Source organism: Fredinandcohnia onubensis (assembly GCF_002734285.1).
Classification (GTDB): Bacteria; Bacillota; Bacilli; order Bacillales; family Bacillaceae_L; genus Ferdinandcohnia; species Ferdinandcohnia onubensis_A.
The window spans coordinates 23,249-40,384 of record NZ_NSEA01000024.1 but is presented as its reverse complement, the minus strand read 5'-3'; the positions used below and the strand labels follow the sequence as shown (position 1 = coordinate 40,384).

Genomic DNA, 17,136 nt, shown 5'->3' with positions numbered 1-17,136 from the left:
ATAGGGACAGGTTCACTGTCCCATTTGGGACGAGGGACCTGTCCCCCTGTACCATTCATTATTCGTCACTTCGGTATTCTAATAGATCTCCTGGTTGACAATCCAAGGCTTTACAAATCGCTTCTAATGTTGAAAAACGAACCGCTTTTGCCTTTCCATTTTTCAATATGGAGAGGTTAGCCATTGTGATCCCAACCCGTTCCGAAAGTTCTGTTACGCTCATTTTTCTTTTAGCTAACATTACGTCAATATTTATTATTATCGCCATTGTTATCACCTCAGACCGTTAAATCATTTTCTGTTTTTATATTGATCGCTTCTTGTAAAAGTTTTTTGAGTAGGGCCGCAAAGACTGCAACCACCATTGAAGCACCAACAATGACCAATCCGAGTAATACGAGGCCTGGTGCATCATCCCACTCTGCTACGATAAACACGAATGGTAAAGCTAATACATATAAACCACAAATCGTGATGGCACAGGTTCTGATTTTCTTTAGAGCTATTACTGATAGATCCGAGAAAGCAATGTTTTTGTCGATATAATTTAAAAGCTTAAACGCTTGGTACAGTGCAACGTAAAACGGAATCGCCGAAACATACATGATAGTTAAAATACCAAGTACCATATACCCCAATGTCGCACCATTTGTTGCTTCTTTAAATGCGATACTCACAACCTGTGGAAGCCCAAATATACAGAGAGCTAAAACGGGAATTCCTATTATAATAACGGCCAACCTTAAAAAACGTGTTGAACTTAGTTTCATAACCTACACCTCTTTTATTTATTGTCAATTTAATTTACCACACTTTTTATCGTTTTACAATAAAATGTTATTGAAATTTATTTTGTTTTTGTTGTTTACAGTTGAGTTAATCATTTAATCCCTTTCTGCTGCATCCACCCGAATATATCTCCCAAACTAAAAAAAGCGCCCGCAAGGACACTTTAAATGATTTATACATATCTCCAAATATACACGCCAACCGCAATCAATGAGAGCAAAATCACGATTGTATAGATCAGGGTCAGGGTGATGCTGTTTCTCTTGGTTTTTTCACGGTAGTTTGCGTCCCCTTTTCCTGCTATTAAAATGGTTCCAATTAATGCAACGATTCCAAGGATAATGACGATAGTAAATGCCGTATTCACTTTATTTTTTCACCTCGATTATAAAGATGTCTCATTTTCGATCATAGCCTTTTTTGGGAGCTTTTCGCTTGTTTCTTGAACAATGATCACAGCTGCAATCACCATGATAATCCCAACATATTGCCACATTTGCAAGGTTTCTTGAAAAATAAAAAAGCCAATAATTGCTGCAACAACTGGTTCTATCGTAGCAATAATAGAAGCCCGGCTTGACTCAATATACTGTAAGCCTTTTGTATATAGGATAAACGCCATCATCGTTGAGAGAAATCCTAATCCGACTATGTAAATCCAAGCTTTTATATCCGTAAATAGATTCGCTACCTTCCATATCCCGCTAAATGGTGTTACTGCAACTGCAGCAAAAATAAACGTATAAACCGTGACAGTAAGAGAATCATATTTTTTAAGTGCAAACTTGCCAAAGATGCTATAAAGCGCATAAAAAAATCCGGATCCGATTCCGACCACAAGACCGAAGAGAGAAATTGTACCTGAAAAGTTTGGAAAGACTCCTACAACAAAAGCACAGCCCACAATAGTTACCACAAGTGCCAGGACTTTTCGTGTGGTGAGTTTCTCTTTAAATAAAATTCTAGCAAATATCGTGACAAATGCTGGTGCGGTATAAAGGAGAATCGCAGCAACAGAAATAGAAGTTTCCTCAATCGCTACAAACATGCACCAGTTAAAAAAGACAATACTTATAATTCCTGTACCAATAAAATATTTGCTGTCAGTTAGCTTCATTTTGAAGGCACTCGGATTTCTCAAAAGAGCATATGTAATGAGAAAAATAGAGGCTGCGATTGCTCTCACAGCAACAACCTGTAGTGGCGTAAAGCCAATTGCGTACAGATTGCTTACAAATAAACCGATAATGCCCCATAAAGCCGCACCTGCTGCAATTGAAAGCCCCGCCGTCTTTTTGTTCATTAGCGTTTCCCCCGATGGATGTATTGCCAATATGTTACCAGAATTCGAAAAATTTTAAAAGTAAATACACCATTTTCGCATTATCAATTACACAAAAGTTCCTAAAGTTACAATTTTACATAAAAAAAGCCGAGCATACACCATCACTCAGCTTTCCTTTATTTTTCTTATCTTATGGGCACTTCAATTGTCTCATCATCAAAAAGCACTTTAAGGACCAATGGTTTATCTGTTTCAGAAACAGGTGTTGGAACTTGGAAATAGATATGAACATTCCCTTTTGTTAGGGGATTTACACTAGCCCCACCGAATTTAGTACCTTCCTCTTCCTCTGTTGCTGCTAAACTTTCAAACTCATGCTTGCCATCGTATTGTAAAAAGAATTTAACTGGTGCAAGCTTGTGTCCATAGTGAAAAATATCCGTTGTATCGTTGTTTATGGTACCTGTTAGATGCAAATAGATTTGAGAATCTGCATTCGTACTGCGTGTTGCCCAAATATCATCGGGCTTCGGATTGGAAACCGAAAATTCTTTTACAAAAGAGGCATTCGTAAGCTTAATCTCTATGGAGTCATTATCATAATAAAATACCTTGTCTGAATCAAATAAGTTTTCAGCAGGTTGTGCTTCTTCTTTCTCATCGTCACCAGAGGCTCTAAAAACTTCTGCTTCCTTGCTATTTGTTTCTTCACTATTTTCTTCGGTTTCTTTTGTTTCAGTGTCTTCTTCCTGAGTATTTGTTTCTTTTTCTGCTACGTCCGTATTAGACGGCTTTGACTGGTTTTCGCTCTTTTTCGATGCTTCATCCGAACTACCACAAGCTGTTAGTAGAATTGCTAATACCAAAGTAAAAAGTATACTTCCCCATTTTTTCTCCATCTTTCTCCTCCTATAAACCCACTCAAAAACTAATTATAGTATCCAAATTTTGGGCATACAACAGAATTCAAAAAAATAGGCAATAATTCCCTCTCCTTAAATTTCAAATACAAGACCTTTTAACTATATCCAACTTAAAATACATCCTTACTTCCTGCTTTTTACAAATCCCCTTGCCTTGAATAAAAACAATACTGATTTTTCCCTTTATGTTTTGCTTCGAACATGGCCATATCGGCATGTTTCATAAGAACCTGCGCTGTATTGCCGTCCTCTGGATAAAAGGCGATTCCTATGCTTGAGGTCACGCTAACAGAAATGTCTTCGATAATGACGGCTTCCCGAATGGACTGGATGATTGTTTCAGCAAATTGCTTTGTCTCCTCAACATTTGTATTCGTAAGAAACAGATTAAACTCATCCCCTGCCATCCTTGACAGCATTCCCTGTTCTGGCAAAAGTTCCTTTAATCGCAATGATATTCGTTGAATGAAGGTGTCACCGACATCATGGCCATATGTATCATTAATCGCTTTAAATCCATCGAGATCTAAAAATAATAATGAAAGAGGTTGTCCTCTCTCGATTGCTTCGTTTAGTTTTTGAGCAAAGTATCTCCGATTAGGTAGGCCTGATAAAGGGTCATGGAAGGCGAGCTGGTGCATCATCTCCTCCACTTCTTTTCTTGCAGTAATGTCTGTAAAAAACACTTGGACAAATGTTTCCCCTTGCATTTCATATGGAAAACCAGATACTTCGGCATAAATGGTCTGCTTATCCACACGAATCATTTTTTCTTCAATCGCTTCAACCGGCTTATCATTTCGGATTGCCTTCCATCTATTTTTAATTATTTGATGATAATCGGGGTGAATGAAGTCGAGAAAATGCTTTCCGACGATTTGCCTTGCAGTCGTGCCTCCTAAAATTTTCATTCCAGTAGGATTGATATAATGAATTATGCCAAACTTATGGATGGTGATCCCAACTGGTGCCAATTCTACTAAACGCTTGTAATGTTCTTCACTCACTAATAAACGAGTTCTCAGTCTGTCGTCGCTGCTTGCATGAAAAAGGAGCAATACAAGCAGAATGAGAATAAAAATCGTAATAGCCGTTGCGATTGTATATCCAGATAAAACATATCCTAAATGGCCACCTTGGTGATGAAAATCGACTTTTTCGAAGGTCGTTGCACTCATTCCAGTGTAATGCATGCCTGCGATTCCTGTGCCTAAAAAGATGGATCCGGCAAATCCAAACCAAGCTTCATTTCTATATTTCGAAAATAGCCAGAATGTCACCGATGATCCGATAAACGCTGCTAAGAGAGAAAGCAACAAAAGTAGAGTTGCATAGGAAAGATTGGCCTCCATTTGCATCGAACGCATGCTTAAAAAGTGCATCCCAAAAATACCGAGACTCAGCAATAAACTACTAATCGCCACTGTTTTCGTTTGCTGTCCTTTCGAGATAAGGGAAAAGGCAAGCAGCGAAAAAAACACAATTAGAAATAAAGAGGCAAGGACAAGCCAGGTATTGTACGTGACGGATACGTTTATATGGACTGCTAGCATCCCGATAAAATGCACCGCCCAAACACCCCCGCCCATCACAAGCGAGGCTGAAAACAACCAAAACATATCGCTTTTTGCGCTTTTCATATTTCGTTTTATTAAATGAAGGGCAACATATGAAGTAAAAATACCAATCAGTATCGAAAGAATAACCATCCATAAATGATACTCTGTCTCATAGCTACCTTGAGTTGAAAACAACATATATAAAACACCTTTTCAAAAGATTTGGGGCGATGCCGTCACCACCTTATCATTAGGATGGTTTAATAGGAGAAATACATTCAAAATACGATTGGATTACAAATAAAAATCCACGAAACTTGTTCGTTTCGCGGATTATCGGTTAGCTCTTTTTTGCCTTTGTAGCACTGCCTCTGACAATGAGCTTTGTGTGAATGGTTATTTTTTTACAGATTTCACGCTTAGTTGCAATTCGTTCAAGCAGTAAGTCGACCGCGGATTCTCCCATAATTTCCGTGTACAATTTTACGGTTGTAAGCGGTGGCATCATGTATTGTGCAGAGGACACATCGTAAAAGCCGACGATGCTTAGGTCCTCCGGTATTTTAACACCTAATTCATAAGCTGCCTTGTAGCAACCGACAGCAATTGAATCGTTTGCAACAAACACCGCGGTTGGTTTTTCTTTCTGAGTGAGCATTTCCTTAAGGATTTGATAGCCATCCTTTGGATTATAGCCGCCAATTTTGACGAATTCCTCATTAAAGATTCCTTTTTCCTTTAAATAGCATTCAAAGACATCCTGTCGTAAGTCCTTGAACCGATTACCATACATATCTGTTTCAACGCCACCGATAAAACCTATTTTTTGGTGTCCTAGGTCAACCAAATAGTTGAGGGCTGTTTTCGTCGCAGAGGTAAAATCGATGACAACTGCATCAAAACTATCCTCATCTGGGTTTGAATCCACAAAAACCGATGGCTTATCAAAGCTCTTAATCAATTCAATATCTGCTTTTTTAAAGGTTCCAAGGCAGATGATTCCGTCCACCTTTGAAAGACTTCTTTTTGTATCGTCTTTTGTAATTTTGAAAAATTCCATCCCCAGGCTTTCAAGCTTCTTTTCTAGTGCAACCCGAATCGAAAGATAATAGGTGTCGACCAATTCCTCTTCTAGTGAATAGGAATAGTAGAGTCCCACTATCCCTTTCTTTTTCGTTTTTTTCTTTTTCGGGGTAACGACATAATTTAGTTCCTCTGCCGCTTCGAAAATTCGCTTTCTAGTCTCTGGTGCAACGTTTAACGTTTCATCATAGTTTAACACCCGAGAGACCGTTGCCATGGAAACCTGCGCTAAATCTGCTATATCTTTAATTGTCGCCATATATCATACCCACTTTTATATATTCAAATGCGCCTTGGCGTATTTGCGCCCGATTTTTTTCGACAATGGTCGAAAAACTCCTTTGAAAAATCGTGGCATCCGCCGGAGGCTTTAACTTTATTAAACTAAAATTATCCCTATATACTCATTGATTTTATCTACTTTAAATAAATTGGAACCTTTTGATGAATAAAGTTAATACTTCCATTTTAATACAGATGATCAATTGTTACACTGCTTCTTTGTAGCTTTTTTTCCTTATGAATTTAAGCTTTGTTTCGGAAATGATGATGGCTACAAGAATAATAATGGCTCCGATGATCATTCTTGTTGTTAACACTTCGCTTAAAATGATAACGGAGAATACCATGCCCCAGAATGCTTCTGTTGATAATATGATGGCCGCATTTGTTTCGGTCGTGAATTTCTGGGCGACTGTTTGCAGTAAAAACGCAATTGTTGTGGAGAAAATCCCTAAGTACAGAACCGCCGATACTCCTTCAAAACTAGCCGTAAAATTCATTTCTCCTTTGAAAAGGACGACGATGAAACCCAAAACCGTGGCAGCCGCCATTTGAATCACCGTTAATAGCACTGGATCTTCATCTTTCACAAACTGTGCCGTGTAGAAAATATGAAATGCAAATGCAACCGCACATAACAAGGTCAAGAAGTCTCCAAAGTTGATGCCTCCTGAGAGCTGAAGTGATAACACTCCTATTCCGGTTATCGCAAGCACTGCGCCAAAGAGCTCAAACTTATCCATTTTTCGTTTAAAGATAAAGAATGCAATAATCGGAACAATCACCACATTTACCGCCGTTAAAAAGGCATTTTTCGATGGTGTGGTATAGACTAACCCGACTGTTTGTAGAGCAAATGCTAAATATAGAAAGATTCCAATGATCGAACCCTTGATTAACGTACTCTTTTTGATGTGTTTTAGTTTCTTAAAAAATACAAGACTTAACAAAAGAACACCAATTAGGAAACGGATTGCTAGAATTTGATAAGGTGTATAATGTTCCAGCGACACCGCGCTCGCCACAAACCCGCTTCCCCAAATGATGGCTACTATCGTAAGACCTATTTCCCCAAAATATTTCCGCATGTAAACCTCCACCTATTGGGACTCAAGGGACAGGTCCCTCGTCCCATTTTTTAGATTCGTGGGACAGGGGACCTGTCCCCGTGTCCCATTAATTGAAGAAAGACGCTTGATGTCCACGTGAAGGAGGTATCGACGAGCCCACTTTCTTAAATATAAGCAGAGTTTTTTCCTGCTTAATGTTTATTTTAGCGTACAATAAAGTATTTAGCTTCTTCAACTAGATTTTCTTTTTTAATACTCCGAATTTCAAATTGAAGGCGGAAGTCCTCAATCACTGTTCGATATGGAGGTAACTGCTCTTCACCACAGCTATTGCTTCCAACACCACTTTGCTTATAATCAATGGTCAACACATTGAATGGTGACTTCTTAATATTACCCCGGTGTTTCGCCTCTTCAAGTGCACTTGTTTCATAATCATGAATTGTGAAGTCATACTCTTCTTTAAAATTAATCAGGTACTTGTGGTCACCTTTTGCTAGCGCTAGGAAAGAGGTATCACATCTTGATCCATTTTCCTGTGGATACACATAATCAGTGTGCATGTCTTCAACAGTCTTGTTGTAAAGTCCAATTGGTTGGCTACGTTTCGTATCCTGATAGGATTCAGAATCCCCACGACCATACCAAGTAACATCGTTGTAATCTTGGTTAAGGTTCATTGTTACTCCAATACGTGGCAGCATTTCTGGAATTTCTATGCCACGTAGAACTTTTTCACCTTTTAAGTCAACGTTTAGTGCACCATTTTTTGTAATCCGGTAATTGTATGTTAAATGGAAGCCCCATGCTTGGTTTACAGTTGATAAGAACTTCGTGATAACTACGTCCACATGGTCTTCAGACACCTCATAAGTGACTTCGCCAAGCTGTTCTTTTGTGTTTTTAAGGAAGTACTTGTTAATCCAGTCATCCTTTTTATACATATCATTGTCAATAATCGCTCTCCAAAGCGTTACCTCAGGGCCTTTGCTGATAATCTCTTCCCCTTCACTTTCGAAGGATTCAAGTGTGCCATACACATTTGAGAAAACAGCCTTGAACATATCATTTTCAATTTTAAGCTGAGCTGCTTCGTCTTCAATGACAAAATCAGACCCGATTGAAGCGACAGTATTCAAGCCTTTTTCAAGTTTCGTAGATTCTAGTAAAAAGCTTTCCTTTGTAATCTCGTGTCCTTTTTCCGCATAGAGAGTATCTTCAGCTTCTCGAAAGCTTAGGTAGATACGAACATCGTCATGCTGGGCAGCTTTTGCTACATCGATTGGCAACTTAATTTCTGCTACTTCCTGAGCCTGGATACTCGGTAGTTTGATTTCTTTTTCCTCGATCAGTGTGCCGAAGGATTTCACTTCAATATGAAGCACGATTCCACTTATGTTTCTAAAATCGTATAAGTTCTTCACACGGATTTTTCCTTCTGCTAAGTTTACTTCTTCCGTCACAATCGGCTCGATAACCTTTTTGTATTCGATTAGTCCTGGTGATGGCGTTCTATCTGGGTAGACAAGCCCGTCAATACAGAAATTTCCGTTAGTTGGGAAGTCGCCGTAATCGCCGCCATACAGATAGTATGTTTCACCATTTTCATTCGTCGTTTCAATTCCATGGTCACACCATTCCCAAATAAAGCCACCTTGTAATCGAGGATACTTTCGCATTAACTGTTGGTACTCAGTTAAACCACCAGGACCATTCCCCATCGCATGTCCATACTCACATAAAATATGGGGCTTCTTACCTTCTGCATTTTTACCAATTTCTTCGAGCGGCTTTAAGCGAGTATACATGGTTGTGTAAACATCACTGTAAGCTGCAACTCTGTCACCCTCATAATGTACGAGTCTAGTAGGGTCGATTGCCTTGATCGCGTTGTACATCGCTGTGAAGTTGCGTCCAGCTCCTGACTCATTTCCTAATGACCACATCACAATACTTGGGTGATTACGGTCTCTTTTTACCATACGAACTGCACGGTCTACATATTGTTTTTCCCATAATTCATTATCGGATATCCAGTTATAATTACCCGTGTTTTCGAAGCCATGGCACTCAAGGTCCGCTTCATCTATTACGTATAATCCATACTCATCACATAAATCATAAAATACATCATTATTTGGATAGTGCGCTGAACGAACAGCGTTAATATTATACTGCTTCATCATTTTAATATCCTGAAGCATATCCTCATAGCTTACCGTTCTACCTGTCTTCGGGTGTGAGTCGTGACGGTTCACCCCATTAAAGAAAATGCGTATTCCGTTGACGCGGATTTCATTGTCGATAACCTCAATTGAACGAAAACCAACGCGAAGCGGCACAATTTCCTTATCACCGTTTGGTAAAGAATATTCAAAAACAAGATGATAAAGATTTGGCTCCTCTGCATTCCATAAATGCGGCTTTTCTATTAATCTACTAATCTCGAATTTTCCGTCAGCCACTTCGATGTCAAACTGATCCACTTTCTCATCTTGGTGATATAGAGTTGCAAATAAACCTTTTACATCGCTTGTTAAAAATTCTCCACCGATTTTCAAACTGAAATTTTCATAGTTTTCATCAGGCAGTGTTTCCACAAAAACATCCTGTAACGAATTTTTGTTGATTTTAAAAAGCTCAACACTTCTAAAAATTCCCGACAGCCACCACATATCCTGGTCTTCTAAATATGTGCCGTCAGAGAACTGATACACCCTTACCGTTAGACGGTTAGTTCCTTGTTTCACATACTCCGTAATGTCAAATTCAGACGGTACTCTAGAAACCTTGCTGTAACCGACATGCTGTCCGTTCACATATAAATCAAATGCAGAGTCAACCCCATTGAATTTTAAAATAAGGGCTTCGTCATCTGCTAAATTAGAAACCTCTAACTCTCTAAAATAAATCCCTGTTGGATTTTCCTGTGGTACAAATGGAGGGTTGATCGCAAATGGGTACAAAACATCTGTGTAATGCATGTTTCCGTAACCCTTGATTTGCCAGCTTGATGGCACTTCGATATCATCTAAACCTTCGATTGCGAAGTCCTCCGCCTCAAATCCCTTTGGTGAAAGCTCTGGTGCATCTACAAATAAAAACTTCCACACGCCGTCAAGTAATGTATAGCCGATACTATTTTCTTTGTTAAACGTTTTTGCATTCTCTTTTGTTTCATATCTATAAAAATCGGTATGTGCAGGGAGTCTGTTGATCCCAGTTAGATGGATATTCTCCCATCTTTTCATCTCTCGTCGCATATTATCTTCCTCCGGAAACCAGTATTTTCTCAATTCACATTTTTAATTCCCAGTACATTAAATGGTTACTCTTTAACTGACCCACCCAATATTCCCGAAATAAAGTGCTTTTGCATAAGCAAGAAAAATACCATGATCGGGAGAGTCGATAAAGCTGTGCCTAGCATTAATTGCCCATAATCAATGCGTGCCAGTCCAATTAAACTTGATAATGCTACAGGCAACGTAAACATTTCTTTTGAATTTAACGTAATTAGTGGCCAGATCAAACTGTTCCACTGAGACATAAATAGAAAAATTGAAACGGCTGCCAATGCTGGCCGAACAACCGGCAAAACAATAGTAAAGAAAATCTTAATTTCTCCAGCACCATCAACACGTGAAGCTTCAATAATCGAATCAGGCACAGATAACATATTTTGCCTCATTAAATAAATAGCAAATGGCGATGCTAAAGTTGGTAGAATAATAGCCTGGTAAGTATTAAGCCAATCAAAGGTCACCATCATTTCAAACAATGGAATTAGGGTAACCTGATATGGAATCATTAATGAACATAATATAATGAAGAAAATTACATTCTTCCCTTTAAAACGAAACTTAGCAAACGCATAACCCGCCATAGCAGCTATAAGCGTACTTAAAACGGTATAGACTATTGCGATAAAGATAGAGTTCCAAAAGATACGTGCAATTCCCAGCGAGTCTTTTAATGATGCAAAGTTCTTTGCAAGAAAATCCCCTGGAGACAATTTAGGCGGTAATGAAAAGATCTGTCCTGTTGGTAGAGTTGATCCTACTATCATCCAATAGAACGGTCCAATTGATATAATCACACCAATTAGTAGTAAGCCATAAATAAATATTTTTGAGAGTTTATTGGAAGTTTTCATTCGTCTGTGTCACCTACCAACTTCATTTGAATCCAAGAAATAACAGCAATAATTAATACAAGTACATATGCAATTGAAGATGCATAACCAAACTCAAAATATTTAAAGCCAACCTCATATAGGTAAAGCGTTATTGTCATTGTTGCACTATTAGGGCCACCTTCAGTTAAGATAAAAGGTTCATCGAATAGTTGAAGGGTACCGATTGTAGACATCACGACTGTAAATACGAAAACCGGTTTTAGTTGTGGAATTGTAATCATAAAAAACTGTTTGAATTTACTTGCTCCATCTATGCTTGCAGCTTCGTATAAAGAATCAGGGATATTTTGCAAACCAGCTAAAAAGATAACCATGTTATATCCCGTCCATCTCCACGTCATAACTAAAATCACTGAGACCTTCGCCCAAAAAGGTGAAGTAAGCCATGTAATCGGCTCAATGCCGGCTACTGATAGAAGATAGTTTACAAGACCAAATTGCTCATCAAGCAAAATCATGAAAACAATTGATGCTGCAACAAGTGCGGTAATGGCAGGCATAAAAAAAGCAATTCTAAAAAGGCTTTTGAATTTAACCATTGACGAGTGCAGCCCAACCGCAATTATTAGAGCAAGAAAAAGCATCAACGGCACTTGAACGATTAGAATTTGAAATGTATTGAGTAATGATTTATAAAAAATTGGATCTTGGAATAACCTTGCGTAATTTGATAATCCAACAAACGTTTTTTCAACCCCACGTACCTCTTGGAAACTTAATAAAAATGAAGAGATAACTGGATAAATTGTAAAAACGATAATTAAAAGAAGAGCAGGTCCCATAAAAAAGTATGGTGCATTTTTGGGAGTAATGATTTGTGAACCGACTCTCTTCTTGGTTTTTCCCTTAACATCTGTAATGATTGTAACGACCTTATCCGGCTGTTCCACTAAAACACACCCCTAACTATTAATAAAGATGAGGGCTTTTTTACTTCTTTTTTCTCACCCTCATCCCAGATATATTAGTTGATACTATTTTTTAATCTCATTTTCTAATTGCTTACTAGCGTTTTGTAATGCTGAACTAACCTCTTTATTCTCAAGTAAAACCGATGCTTGTGTATTACTCATGACTTTACTTGCACGTGCAAAGTTTTCATCTAACGGGATCTCTGGAACTTGGTCTACAATATCAGATACCTTTTTAAAAATTGGACTTTGATTAAAGTATTCACTTTCAGCTGTAAATATTGGTGAATCATATGTGCTATTTAAAGAAGGGAACAAACCAAACTTTTCAAAACCGATAAGTTGTGCTTCTACATTCGTTGTAAAATACTCAACAAAAGCATAAGCAGCGGATTGATTTTTACTAGACGACGGAATTAACAAGGATGATCCCCCAACGTTTGCATATCTAGCACCATCATTTTTGAAACTTGGAAGATAGAAAACATCCCATTTTCCAGCAAGATCAGGAGCTTGATCCATAATTGTTCCTGCGTACCAGATCCCATAAGGGACCGTTGCTACTGCCCCATTCACAGTAGCTGTTACAATTCCATCCCAACCATCATTATTAAAAACTAAATCCTCTTCATGTAATTTTTGAATTACTTCCATTGCTTGGACAGATTCTTCTGATTCTAGGTTGATATTTCCTTCAGTATCAAAATAAGAGAGTCCTTGTTGCTGTAGCATCATGTGAAATACTCCGTCGTACTTCGCAATATCAATTGGTAATAATTGAGCACCTGTTGTATCTTTAATTTTCTTTCCTGCTTCAATGTAATCATTCCAAGTTTTAATTGAATCTGGATCCACATTTGCTTGTTCGAAAAGATCAACACGGTAGAACATAACTGCTGGTCCAATATCCCAAGGTGCAGCTATCATGTCGCCGTCTTTATTCTGAACGGATGCAATTTTAGCTGGGTTGAATGAATCTTTATATTGGTCATAACCATGTTCATTCAGTTTCATGAACCCCTGTGGGAACTGATTAATATAGCCAGGAATTCGTTCATCTTCCATAAGGATTACATCCGGTAAGCCGGAACCTCTTGCTGCTAGACCGACAGTTAACTTCTCATACAAATCAGAACTATTAAAATCTTCTACTTCAACTTCAATATCAGGATGTTTTTTCTGAAAATCTTCCACAGCTAGATTCATAGTTTCAGCTGCTACATCCCATCCCCAAACGGTAATTTTTCCTGAAGGATTATCGAAGTCCCCCGTAGAGCCTTGTTCATCCGTCTTGTTTGAACAAGCAGAGACTACTAATAACAATAAAACCATGATGAATGAAAGATACTTTTTCATTTTCATAACCCCTTTTTTTGTTAAGTCCTATATTTTCCCTTTCAATTTTACAGGTTTATTATATAAAGTATTTTAGTAAATGTAAACGCTTTTAATAATTATTTTACTAAATATTTTTTCTTTGTTATCTCATTTTCACACAAAATCTCTAATTTCTATGATCATTTCAAAAATAAAGTTAGTATAATCAACGCCTTTTCATAAACCTTCACAAAGATTATTTTAGTAAAATACAGAAAACTTAACAAGGTCGTAAGAGACTTTGGCTTGAATTTGATGAAGGACTATTTAATTGAAATTCTTGCTCGGAGTGGTTTTCATTGAACTTATGAAGGACTTTTCGGATGGGATACTTGCTCAAAATGTTCTTCATCGGGCTTATGAAGAACATTTCGAACCAGTTTTCTGCCCCAAGTGGGCTTCATCAGGCTTATGAAGTACACTTTAGTCATGTTTTTCACCCGAAGTGGTCTTCATGCTTACACAACTAAAACTAAACTCATGAATAACAAAAAAGCCGATTCCCCACAATTGGGAAATCGACTCTTGTTAGTATGGGCACGGGATCAGGTACCCTAGATCGGACTAATCGTAAATTCAAATTCCATGTCTTCGTTTGGATTTAGCAGGTATTCTGGGTGAACAGGTGCTCCCCAGCTGTCGTCTCCTCCAACGCCCATTTGTTTGCCTGCCACTGTTACAACTGTGTAGTGTACATTTGGCAACTCATAGTGATGTGCCGCATTTTCTAGTTCAAAGGCCGTGTAAGGTGAGAAATTGCATTCTACTGGACGAGATGTGGATGCAATTTTTATTCCCTGTCCGTCACGGTTTGTAAGGTTTACCCAACGTACTCCCGTGCGATTGCCCGATTCTTGCGGTTTTAAATAGCCAGACAAATTGTCTGCAACTGTATTTTTAAATACCCCGAGCCTTGCGCCAGCAGCTCGGTCTAAATAATTTTCCTCCGGCCCCATCGCGTACCATTCTAATTGGTCATAATCAGAAGAAACCTTGAATGAGACAGCAAAGATTGGCATTTGCGGAAGATTGCCAGCGCCATGATAATTTGATTTTACACGAACACTTCCATCTGCAAATACGGTAAATGTATTCTTCACTTCGATTTCCGAGTGAATCGAGAATTTATAGGCAAAAGTAACCTCTACACGGTCCTCTTTTTCCTCTACATCCCAGCCAATCGATTTGCGAGCTAGACTAGCAGCATACCAACATCCTGATGTAAACCCTTGGGAAAATCCTCTGTCATTGTCGGTAGTAGCTCTCCAGAATAGCGGAAGTAGTGGGGCCTCAATCATCTCTCTGCCTCCATATTTCATCGAAATCAGACTACCAGCCTTTCGACAGAACATGATTGTAAAATCAGTACCATGTATACCAACATTTTGTGTTCCGTATGCTACTCGTAGATTCCCGCTAGGAACTTGAGTAATCTGTTTTTGCTCTTCAAACACATATTGTCCAAAAGCAATTTCATGGCCTGAATCTGCCCAAGTCTCTTCATCTTTCAGTTTGAAAGATGCATGGATGACATATTCACCTGCTTGTTCAAGTAAGTCTGTTGGCCAATTAAATTCAGCTCGACCTTCACTTTGTGCAGGAATCACCACTGTTTGATTCTGATTACGATACAATTCCTTACCATTTAAGAATAAAATGTATTCTAAATCATAATTCGATGTATCTTCAAATAGATTTTCATTTTTAACAGTTACACCTGTTTTATCAACAGTAAGTTTGATATTTTGATAGAGATATTTTACTTCTTGCATCTTCGGTGATAGCTCGCGATTAGCATAGACGATGCCATTCGTACAGAATCCATAATCTGTAGGGCGGTCGCCAAAATCTCCTCCGGTCGCAAGAAACTCCTGACCATAGCGGTCTTTTTTCACCAAGGATTGGTCAATATAGTCCCAAATAAATCCACCTTGGTACATCTCATATTTATTTTCAAGTGCCGTGTATTTGTCCATGCCTCCAAGGGAATTCCCCATCGCATGTATATACTCACAGCTTATATAAGGCTTTTCAGGATTGTCAGTTAAATATTCCTCAATATCTGTAGGCTTTGCATACATCCGGCTTTCCATATCACTTGCGTCGTTGTAGTCACGATTATGGAACACACCCTCATAGTGGACAAGTCGACTTGGGTCAACAGACTTGAAGTAACGAGTAACATTTAAAATAACCTCACCTGCATATGACTCGTTCCCACATGACCAAATCAAGACGGACGGATGGTTTTTGTCTCTCTCTAGCATTGAAACTGCTCGATCTAAGACAATATCATTCCATTCTGGTTTGTTTCCAGGGATATTCCATGATGGTTCTACCTGCCCCATCTTCTGCCAGGATCCATGTGTCTCCAAATTCATTTCATCAATCACATAGATTCCGTATTCATCACATAACTCATACCAATAGCTTTGATTTGGATAATGGGAGGTACGAACGGCATTGATATTGTGTTGTTTCATTGTTTTAATATCCCAAAGCATGTCTTCCTTTGTAATCGCACGGCCGCTCCGATGGTTGAATTCATGACGATTGACACCTTTGAACATAATTCTTTCGCCATTAAGTCGCATGATTTTATCCACAATCTCAAACTTCCGGAATCCAACCTTTTGAGGAATAACCTCCACAAGTTCCCCTGAAGCATTATAAAATTGGATAAAGAGCTTATACAAGTATGGATTTTCCGCACTCCATAGCTTTGGAGCTTCTACCGCCATCGATAGTGAACCTTTTTCAGCCGTAAGCTCGTTACTTATTTTTGCTACAACATTTCCTTGTTTATCATAAAGCTCAGCTATGATTTGTGAACCAACAAGGACATTTGGTAGAAGCTTGAAATCTACTTTTAGCTCTGCCTTTTTAAAAGAAGAATCAAGTTCGGTATGAATGTGGATATCCTGTGCATGAATTTCAGGTACGGTATAAAGATAGACATCTCTATAAATACCGGAAAATCTCCAAAAGTCCTGATCCTCTAACCAACTTCCCGTGCTACGTTGAAACACCTCAACTGCCAGTTTATTTTCACCATTTATTATAAAAGGAGTTAAGTCAAACTCAGCAGGAGTAAAACTGTCTTCGCTATACCCAACAAATTTCCCATTCAACCAAACGTAGAAAGCGGACTCTACACCTTGAAAAGAAATATACACAGGTTTGTTTTCCATATTCTCTGGTACTTTAAAGTACTTCACATAACTACCGACTGGGTTGAAATCTGTTGGGATTTCTGGAGGACGTATATCTTGATGTCCATCCCACGGATAAATTGTATTCACATATTGTGGCGTTCCATATCCTTGTAATTGAATGTGGCCCGGAACGGTAATATTTCCCCAAGCCGAGAACTCAAAGTCCGTTTCGTAAAAACGCTCAGGTCTTGAATCAGGGTTGATTGAATAATAAAATTTCCAATTTCCATTCAAGTCGTAACGCATCTTCATCGCAGATGCATCTTTCGCTTCCTCTATTGTTTCATAGTATACATGGTTAGAGTGAGCAGGTATTCGATTCACGGCAAACACATTTACATCAGTTAGCCAATCTATACTTGGAGTTTGGATTCGTTTTGTTTCTTGAATTTGAGTATTCGACATCATCATACTTCCTTTCTATTCATCTACCAAGTGATGTTA

The 17,136-nt window shown here is 38.5% G+C and carries 13 protein-coding genes; all 13 read right to left on the bottom strand.

Features of this window, described 5'->3' with window-relative positions; all coding sequences use genetic code 11:
* Positions 1-58: 58 nt before the first annotated feature.
* The gene (locus CKJ95_RS20770) at positions 59-268 is read right to left on the bottom strand and encodes a helix-turn-helix domain-containing protein (protein ID WP_099355368.1); all 210 of its coding nucleotides are present in this window, start codon (positions 266-268) and stop codon (positions 59-61) included.
* Between the two features lie 10 nt (positions 269-278).
* Positions 279-770 carry a DUF2975 domain-containing protein gene (locus CKJ95_RS20765; protein ID WP_099355367.1) on the bottom strand — a complete coding sequence of 164 codons (492 nt, stop codon included), beginning with the start codon at positions 768-770 and terminating at the stop codon, positions 279-281.
* Between the two features lie 191 nt (positions 771-961).
* Complete coding sequence (locus CKJ95_RS20760; protein WP_099355366.1) at positions 962-1,156, bottom strand: hypothetical protein; 195 nt, start codon at positions 1,154-1,156, stop codon at positions 962-964.
* Positions 1,157-1,174: 18 nt separating this feature from the next.
* Positions 1,175-2,092 carry a DMT family transporter gene (locus CKJ95_RS20755; RefSeq protein WP_099355365.1) on the bottom strand — a complete coding sequence of 306 codons (918 nt, stop codon included), beginning with the start codon at positions 2,090-2,092 and terminating at the stop codon, positions 1,175-1,177.
* 167 nt (positions 2,093-2,259) lie between these two features.
* On the bottom strand, positions 2,260-2,973 hold the full coding sequence (locus CKJ95_RS20750; RefSeq protein ID WP_099355364.1) for a hypothetical protein: 714 nt from the start codon (positions 2,971-2,973) through the stop codon (positions 2,260-2,262).
* Positions 2,974-3,134: 161 nt separating this feature from the next.
* A complete protein-coding gene (locus CKJ95_RS20745) occupies positions 3,135-4,754 on the bottom strand; it encodes a diguanylate cyclase domain-containing protein (protein WP_099355363.1) in 1,620 nt (539 codons plus the stop codon).
* Positions 4,755-4,896: 142 nt separating this feature from the next.
* Complete coding sequence (locus CKJ95_RS20740) at positions 4,897-5,898, bottom strand: LacI family DNA-binding transcriptional regulator (protein WP_099355362.1); 1,002 nt, start codon at positions 5,896-5,898, stop codon at positions 4,897-4,899.
* Between the two features lie 229 nt (positions 5,899-6,127).
* On the bottom strand, positions 6,128-7,009 hold the full coding sequence (locus tag CKJ95_RS20735) for a DMT family transporter (RefSeq protein WP_099355361.1): 882 nt from the start codon (positions 7,007-7,009) through the stop codon (positions 6,128-6,130).
* A 185-nt stretch (positions 7,010-7,194) separates the two neighbouring features.
* Positions 7,195-10,254, bottom strand: a complete 3,060-nt coding sequence (locus tag CKJ95_RS20730) for a glycoside hydrolase family 2 TIM barrel-domain containing protein (RefSeq protein WP_099355360.1) — start codon at positions 10,252-10,254, stop codon at positions 7,195-7,197.
* A 65-nt stretch (positions 10,255-10,319) separates the two neighbouring features.
* The gene (locus tag CKJ95_RS20725; RefSeq protein ID WP_099355359.1) at positions 10,320-11,147 is read right to left on the bottom strand and encodes a carbohydrate ABC transporter permease; all 828 of its coding nucleotides are present in this window, start codon (positions 11,145-11,147) and stop codon (positions 10,320-10,322) included.
* Positions 11,144-11,971 carry a carbohydrate ABC transporter permease gene (locus tag CKJ95_RS20720; RefSeq protein WP_180271621.1) on the bottom strand — a complete coding sequence of 276 codons (828 nt, stop codon included), beginning with the start codon at positions 11,969-11,971 and terminating at the stop codon, positions 11,144-11,146. The genes CKJ95_RS20725 and CKJ95_RS20720 overlap by 4 nt, the downstream gene beginning before the upstream one ends.
* A 192-nt stretch (positions 11,972-12,163) precedes the next feature.
* Entirely contained in the window at positions 12,164-13,456 is a 1,293-nt protein-coding gene (locus CKJ95_RS20715) for an ABC transporter substrate-binding protein (protein WP_099355358.1), read from the bottom strand.
* 575 nt (positions 13,457-14,031) lie between these two features.
* Entirely contained in the window at positions 14,032-17,100 is a 3,069-nt protein-coding gene (locus CKJ95_RS20710; protein ID WP_099355357.1) for a glycoside hydrolase family 2 TIM barrel-domain containing protein, read from the bottom strand.
* Between the last annotated feature and the right edge of the window lie 36 nt (positions 17,101-17,136).